The sequence below is a fragment of the Pantoea sp. CTOTU46764 genome (assembly GCF_031974595.1).
GTDB classification, from domain to species: domain Bacteria; phylum Pseudomonadota; class Gammaproteobacteria; order Enterobacterales; family Enterobacteriaceae; genus Pantoea; species Pantoea trifolii.
Map to the genome: position 1 here is coordinate 22162 of NZ_DALYOQ010000056.1, position 7709 is coordinate 29870.

Annotated in this window: 5 protein-coding genes; 4 read left to right on the top strand and 1 reads right to left on the bottom strand. The window is 56.4% G+C overall.

What is annotated here, in order from left to right:
• The first annotated feature begins 5 nt into the window (after nucleotides 1-5).
• Nucleotides 6-917: an oxygen-dependent coproporphyrinogen oxidase gene (gene hemF, locus RTM06_RS16790; protein ID WP_312183690.1), complete on the top strand. Its 912-nt coding sequence runs from the start codon at nucleotides 6-8 to the stop codon at nucleotides 915-917.
• Nucleotides 918-956: 39 nt separating this feature from the next.
• Here hemF and maeB read toward each other — a convergent pair whose 3' ends face one another.
• On the bottom strand, nucleotides 957-3236 hold the full coding sequence (gene maeB / locus RTM06_RS16795) for an NADP-dependent oxaloacetate-decarboxylating malate dehydrogenase (RefSeq protein ID WP_312183692.1): 2280 nt from the start codon (nucleotides 3234-3236) through the stop codon (nucleotides 957-959).
• A gap of 289 nt (nucleotides 3237-3525) precedes the next feature.
• Between maeB and tal the strand changes: the two genes are divergently transcribed.
• From tal to ampH, 3 genes are all read left to right on the top strand, one after another.
• Nucleotides 3526-4476 (top strand): transaldolase, encoded by a 951-nt coding sequence (gene tal / locus RTM06_RS16800; protein ID WP_256697056.1) that lies wholly within the window; start codon nucleotides 3526-3528, stop codon nucleotides 4474-4476.
• A gap of 69 nt (nucleotides 4477-4545) precedes the next feature.
• Entirely contained in the window at nucleotides 4546-6555 is a 2010-nt protein-coding gene (gene tkt, locus RTM06_RS16805; RefSeq protein ID WP_312183695.1) for a transketolase, read from the top strand.
• A 146-nt stretch (nucleotides 6556-6701) separates the two neighbouring features.
• Nucleotides 6702-7709, top strand: a 1008-nt coding sequence (gene ampH, locus RTM06_RS16810; protein WP_312183696.1) for a D-alanyl-D-alanine-carboxypeptidase/endopeptidase AmpH, incomplete at its 3' end; no start/stop codon positions are given.

The following is a 7709-nucleotide window of genomic DNA, read 5'->3' on the forward strand; positions in this document are numbered from 1 at the left end:
GACTGATGAGCAATCCCGATATTTCCCGCGTCAAAGCCTTTTTGCTGGCGCTGCAAGATGATATTTGCGCCCAATTAGCGGCGGAAGATGGCAAGGCGAGCTTTGCCGAAGACGAGTGGCAGCGTCCCGGCGGCGGCGGTGGACGCAGTCGCGTCTTGCGTGATGGCGCGGTATTTGAACAAGCTGGCGTTAACTTCTCGCACGTACACGGCGATCAAATGCCAGCATCCGCTACCGCACATCGTCCCGAACTGGCTGGCCGCAGCTTTGAAGCGATGGGCGTGTCGCTGGTGGTGCATCCATCCAATCCTTACGTACCAACCAGCCACGCCAACGTGCGCTTCTTTATTGCGGAAAAACCGGGTGCCGATCCGGTGTGGTGGTTTGGCGGCGGTTTCGATCTCACGCCCTATTACGGCTTCGAAGAGGATGCGCTGCACTGGCATCAAACCGCACACGATCTGTGCCAGCCGTTTGGTGAAGAGATTTACCCGCGCTACAAAAAGTGGTGCGACGATTACTTCTATCTCAAGCATCGCGACGAGCAGCGCGGCATCGGCGGCCTGTTCTATGACGATCTGAACACGCCCGATTTCGATTACTGCTTCGATTTCATGCAGGCGGTCGGCAACGGTTTCGCCGCTGCCTATCTGCCGATTGTGGCCAGGCGCAAAGCGCTGCCGTGGGGCGATCGCGAGCGCCAGTTCCAGCTTTACCGTCGTGGTCGCTACGTCGAGTTCAATCTGGTGTGGGATCGCGGCACGCTGTTTGGCCTGCAAACCGGCGGCCGCACCGAATCGATTTTGATGTCGATGCCACCGCTGGTGCGCTGGGAATACGATTATCAGCCAGAAGCCGATTCCCCCGAAGCCGCCTTGTACCGCGATTTCCTGCCAGTCAAAGATTGGCTGAAATAACCCGTAGGGTCGCCATTCATGGCGACCTTTTTGATAGTTCTATAACGGTTCGGTCTGCGCCTCCACCACTGCTAACGCCACCATATTTACAATGCGCCGCACCGATGCGATGCGCGTCAACACATGCACCGGTTTGCTGATCCCCATCAGCACCGGTCCCACCGTGACACCTTCGGAGCAGGAGACGCGCAGCAGGTTATAGCTGATACGCGCCGCTTCGACGTTCGGCATAATCAGCAAATTTGCGGTGCCTTTCAGCGGGCTATCTGGCATCAGTTCGCGGCGAATGCTCTCAACCAGCGCCGCGTCACCGTGCATCTCGCCGTCAATCTCCAGATCCGGGGCGCGTTGCTGAATCAGTGCCAGCACGTCGCGCATTTTGCGCGCGCCCGGCGCATTCGAGGTGCCAAAGCTGGAGTGCGACAGCAGCGCCACGCGCGGTTCAATACCGAAGCGTCGCACCGTTTCCGCCGCCAGCAGCGTGATATCCGCCAGCTGTTCCGCGCTGGGATCTTCATTAACGTAGGTGTCAGCAATAAAGGTGTTGCCGCTCGGCAGCAGCAGCGCATTCATCGCGCCCGCCACCTTCACGTCTTCACGCAGTCCAAACACTTTCTCCACCACGTCGTAATGTTCCTGATAATCGCCGATGGTGCCGCAGATCAGCGCGTCAGCCTCGCCGCGATGCACCATGATTGCGCCAATCAACGTAGGATTGCCGATCACTGCGCGCTGGGCGGTTTCCGGCGTCACGCCACGCCGTTTCATGATCTGGTAATACTCGTTCCAGTACTCTTTGAAACGCGGATCGGACTCGTTATTAACGATCTCAAAATCTTTACCCGCCTCGATCTTCAACCCCTGCTTTTGCAGACGCATGGCGATCACGTTCGGGCGGCCAATCAGAATCGGCTTCGCCAACCCCAGCGTTACCAGCTCCTGCGTGGCGTGCAGCACGCGCACCTCTTCGCCTTCGGCCAGCACCACGCGCTTCGGATCTTTGCGCGCCTGCGAGAAGATCGGCTTCATAAACAGGTTAGTTTTGTAGACGAACTCGGTAAGCTGCTCACGATAGGCATCAAAATCTTCTATTGGTCGCGTGGCGACGCCCGATTCCATCGCCGCTTTGGCTACCGCTGGCGCGATCTGCACAATCAAACGCGGATCGAAAGGTTTCGGGATCAGGTATTCCGGGCCGAAACTCAGGTCCTGATCGTCATACGCCGACGCCACCACATCGCTCTGTTCCGCCTGCGCCAGCGCCGCAATCGCGTGTACCGCCGCCAGCTTCATCTCTTCATTGATCGCCGTGGCACCCACATCCAGCGCACCACGAAAAATAAACGGGAAGCACAGCACGTTGTTCACCTGATTGGGGAAATCAGAGCGACCGGTGCAGATAATCGCGTCGGGCCGCACCTGTTTCGCCAGCGGCGGCATGATTTCCGGTTCGGGATTGGCTAGCGCCAGAATCAGCGGATCCTGCGCCATCTTCTGCACCATTTCCGGCGTTAAAGCTTTGGGACCAGAACAACCGAGGAAGATATCTGCGCCGCCAATCACCTCATCCAGCGTGCGTGCGCCGCTGTCGGCTACCGCGTACGCGGCTTTGGTCGGCGTCATATTCGGCTCGCGATCGCGATAGATCACGCCTTTGGAATCGCAAACCACAATGTTGTGCTGCTGCATGCCGAGCGCCACCAGCAGATTCAGGCAGGCAATCGCCGAAGCACCCGCGCCGGAGACCACCAGCCGCACATCACTGATGGCTTTTTTGACGATGGTTAAGCCGTTGAGCACCGCTGCAGTACAGATGATCGCCGTGCCGTGCTGATCGTCGTGGAACACCGGAATCTGCATGCGCTCACGCAGCTGTTGCTCAATATAGAAGCACTCGGGCGCTTTGATATCTTCCAGGTTGATGCCACCAAAAGTGGGTTCCAGCGCGGCAATCACCTCAATCAACTTATCGGGATCGCGCTCATCGATTTCGATATCAAATACGTCAATGCCAGCGAACTTTTTAAACAGCACGCCCTTGCCTTCCATCACCGGCTTACTCGCCAGCGCGCCAATATTGCCCAATCCCAGCACCGCCGTACCGTTGGAGATCACCGCCACCAGATTGCCGCGCGCGGTGTATTTGCGTGCCGCCAGCGGATCGGCGGCAATTTCCAGACAAGGCGCGGCGACGCCGGGCGAATAGGCCAGCGCCAGATCGCGCTGTGTGGCTAACGGTTTGGTGGGTGAAACCTGAATTTTTCCGGGCGTGGGGAATTGGTGAAAATCGAGCGCGCTTTGCTTAAGTTGATCGTCCATTGGGCATCCTTTGGCACCGCTAAATGAGCCATCAGTATAGGAATTTGCGGCACACAAGAGGGTGAAGGCGCTCAAAGAACGCACAGTACAAAGGGCACGGATTGCTACCGCTGCGCCTGCGGCTTTGTCACAGCCTGCTATCCTTATTGATGGCAAAACGCGTGGCTGAAGCGTTTCAGAGAAAACGCATTTTCTTCGTGAAACGTCTGTAGCACTGTGTTGGACCGGACTATAACAGGAATGGGCACCACAGATTTGCCCACAAATTTGCTCATCAAGGAGTTAAGCGATGAACCAGCTAGATGCATTAAAACAGTACACCACCGTGGTGGCAGACAGCGGCGATATCGAATCCATTCGCCATTATCACCCGGAAGATGCGACCACCAACCCATCATTGATTCTGAAAGCCGCCGGTCTCGACGCCTACAAACATCTGATTGATGACGCCATCGACTACGCGAAAAAACAGGGCGGCAGCAAAGAGACGCAAATCATCAACGCCAGCGACAAAGTGGCAATCAACCTCGGTATGGAAATTCTGAAAAGCGTACCGGGCCGTGTTTCGACCGAAGTGGATGCGCGCCTCTCCTTCGATCGTGGCATGTGTGTGACCAAAGCCGAGAAGCTGGTCCGTCTGTACGAAGAGCATGGCATCGACCGCTCACGCATTCTGATCAAGCTGGCTTCGACCTGGGAAGGCATCAAAGCCGCCGAGGAGCTGGAAAAAAACGGTATTCAGTGCAACCTGACGCTGTTGTTCTCCTTCGCTCAGGCGCGTGCCTGTGCTGAAGCCGGTGTGTTCCTGATCTCGCCGTTTGTTGGCCGAATTTACGACTGGTACAACTCCCGCAAACCGATCGACCCGTACGTGGTTGATGAAGATCCGGGCGTGAAATCTGTGCGTCGTATCTACGATTACTACAAGAAGCACCGTTACAGCACCGTCATCATGGGTGCCAGCTTCCGTAAAGTAGAACAGATACAGGCGCTGGCCGGCTGTGACCGTTTGACCATTTCCCCTAACCTGCTGGAAGAGCTGGCCAACAGCGACGCGCCGCTGGAGCGTAAGCTGGAGCCATCAACCGAAGGCTTCCATCAGCCGGCTTCACTGTCTGAAGCGGAATTCCGCTGGGAACACAATCAGGATCCGATGGCGGTAGAAAAACTGTCAGACGGCATCCGTCAGTTCGCCATCGACCAGCAGAAGCTGGAAGACGTGCTCTCTTCTCGTCTGTAATCCGCACTCACTCTTATGGCGGATGGGCATTTGCTCATCCGCTATCGCCAAATCACAAGGGAGAACCTTATGTCTTCACGCAGAGAGTTGGCTAACGCGATTCGTGCACTCAGCATGGATGCGGTACAAAAAGCAAATTCCGGACATCCCGGCATGCCGATGGGCATGGCCGATATCGCCGAAGTTTTATGGCGCGATTTTCTCCACCATAATCCCAATAATCCGGCATGGATTGATCGCGATCGCTTCATTCTTTCCAACGGTCACGGTTCAATGCTGCAATACAGTTTGCTGCATCTCACCGGTTACGATCTGCCGATGGAAGAGCTGAAAAACTTCCGCCAGTTACATTCCAAAACGCCAGGTCACCCGGAACTCGGTTACACGCCAGGCATCGAGACCACCACCGGTCCGCTCGGCCAGGGTTTAGCCAATGCCGTGGGCATGGCGATTGCCGAGCGCACGCTGGCGGCGCAGTTTAATCAACCCGATCACGATATCGTTGACCATTACACCTACGTGTTTATGGGCGATGGCTGTTTGATGGAAGGCATCTCGCACGAAGTGTGCTCGCTGGCCGGTACGCTCGGTCTTGGCAAGCTGATTGGTTTCTACGACCACAACGGTATCTCGATTGATGGTGAAACCGAAGGCTGGTTCACCGACGATACGCATAAACGCTTTGAAGCCTATAACTGGCATGTGATCGGCAGCGCAGAAGGTATTGATGGCCACGATCCAGAAGCCATTGCGGCGGCGATCAAGGAAGCGCAAAGCGTTACCGATAAGCCGTCACTGATCATCTGCCGCACGGTGATTGGTTTCGGTTCGCCGAATAAAGCCGGTAAAGAAGAGTCACACGGCGCAGCCCTGGGCGAAGAAGAAGTGGCGCTGACGCGACAGAAACTCGGCTGGAAATACCCGGCCTTTGAGATTCCCAAAGAGATTTATCAGCAATGGGATGCTAAAGAAGCTGGCAGTCAGCGTGAGAAATCCTGGAATGAAAAATTTGCCGCCTACAAAGCCGCCCATCCGCAGCTGGCAGAGGAATTCAGCCGCCGCGTGAGTGGCGAAATGCCGGTAAATTGGGAAACGGAAACCCAGAAATTTATTGAGCAGTTGCAGGCTAATCCGCAAAAAATTGCCAGCCGTAAAGCCTCGCAAAATACGCTGGAAGTGTATGGCAAGCTGCTGCCGGAATTCCTCGGCGGTTCGGCGGATTTGGCACCAAGCAACCTCACTATTTGGTCGGGTTCAAAATCGATCAAAGAAGATCTCGCCGGTAACTACATTCACTACGGCGTGCGTGAGTTTGGTATGACGGCGATTGGCAACGGCATCGCCACGCACGGCGGCTTCGTGCCGTACACCGCCACCTTCCTGATGTTCGTCGAGTATGCGCGTAACGCGGTACGCATGGCGGCGCTGATGAAGGCGCGTCAGGTGCTGGTGTATACGCATGACTCCATCGGACTTGGCGAAGATGGCCCGACGCACCAGCCGGTTGAGCAAATCGCTGGCTTGCGCGTTACGCCAAACCTCAGCTTGTGGCGTCCATGCGATCAGGTGGAAACCGCTGTAGCCTGGAAAGCCGCCGTTGAGCGCCATCACGGGCCAACCGCGCTGATCCTGTCGCGTCAGAATCTGCTACAGCCAGAACGCAGTAAAGAACAAGTGGCGAATATCGCGCGTGGTGGTTACGTGCTGAAAGATAGCGCGGGCACACCGGAAGCGATCATTATCGCCACCGGTTCAGAGATTGAAATTGCGCTCGGCGCGGCGGAAAAACTCACCGCCAACGGCCACAAGGTTCGTGTCGTTTCGCTGCCGAGTACCGACGTGTTTGATAAGCAGGATGACGCTTATCGCGAATCGGTGCTGCCATCTGGCGTGAAAGCGCGCGTGGCGGTCGAAGCCGGTATTGCGGATTACTGGTACAAGTATGTCGGGCTGGACGGCGCGATTGTCGGTATGACCACCTTTGGTGAGTCTGCTCCGGCCGGCAAACTGTTCCCGGAATTCGGTTTCACCATCGAGAACATCGTTAGCCATACCGAAGCATTACTCAAGCCACACTAATCGATCTGGCCCTGCGTCTTTTTGGCGTAAGGGCCATTTTTTGATCACAGCCTGATACAGAAAAAAATCTGCCCTGCCCTCTTCACGCCTCGCTCAAACTGATTACTATAAGCTTTCCTCCGATTCTCATAGCGGACGCTTTCCCGTTGAAAAAACGTACTCCTTTTTTACTGGCCTTAATGGTTTCAGTGCTTCCATTAAAAAGCATGGCGCAGTCATCGCCCGATCCACTGTTGGCATCGCAAATTGTTGATCGTTACGCTGAGCACATTTTCTATGGCAGCGGCGCAACCGGCATGGCGCTGGTAGCGATTGACGGCAATCAGCGGGTTTTCGCCAGCTTTGGTGATACGCGCCCCGGCAACAACGTGCGTCCGCAGCCCGATTCGGTGATTCGTATTGCCTCGCTCAGCAAGCTGATGACCAGCGAAGTGATGGTGAAGATGGCAGAGCGCGGTCAGCTACGTCTTGACGATCCGCTGAGCAAATACGCGCCGCCTGGCGCGCGCGTGCCAAGCTATAACGGCCAGCCGATTCGCCTGATTAACCTTTCCACGCATACCAGCGGCCTGCCGCGCGAGCAGCCCGGCGGTAAGCCGCATCGTCCGGTGTTTGTCTGGCCGACCAAGTCCGATCGCTGGCAATGGCTGAGCGGCGCCGCATTAAAGGCCGCGCCGGGCACCAATGCCGCCTATTCCAACCTGGGCTTTGATCTGCTGAGCGATGCACTCGCCAAAGTGGCGGGCATGCCGTATCCGGCGCTGTTTCAACAGTTGATAACGCGTCCGTTGGGCATGAAAGACACCACTTTCACGCCGTCACCGGATCAGTGTCAGCGCCTGATGATTGCGGAGAAAGGCGCCAGTCCGTGTAACAACACGCTGGCGGCTATCGGCAGCGGCGGCGTTTACTCAACGCCAGACGATATGGGCCGCTGGATGCAGCAGTTCCTCAACTCGGCGGTAAATCATCGCACGCCGCAAATTGATCGCCTGCAAACGCTGATCTACCGCCGCGACCAGTTGACCAAAGTGGAAGGCATGGATGTGCCGGGCCGCGCCGATGCGCTGGGCATGGGTTGGGTGTATATGAGGCCGAAGGAAGGTCGTCCGGGAATTATTCAGAAAACCGGCGGCGGCGGCGGCTTTATTACC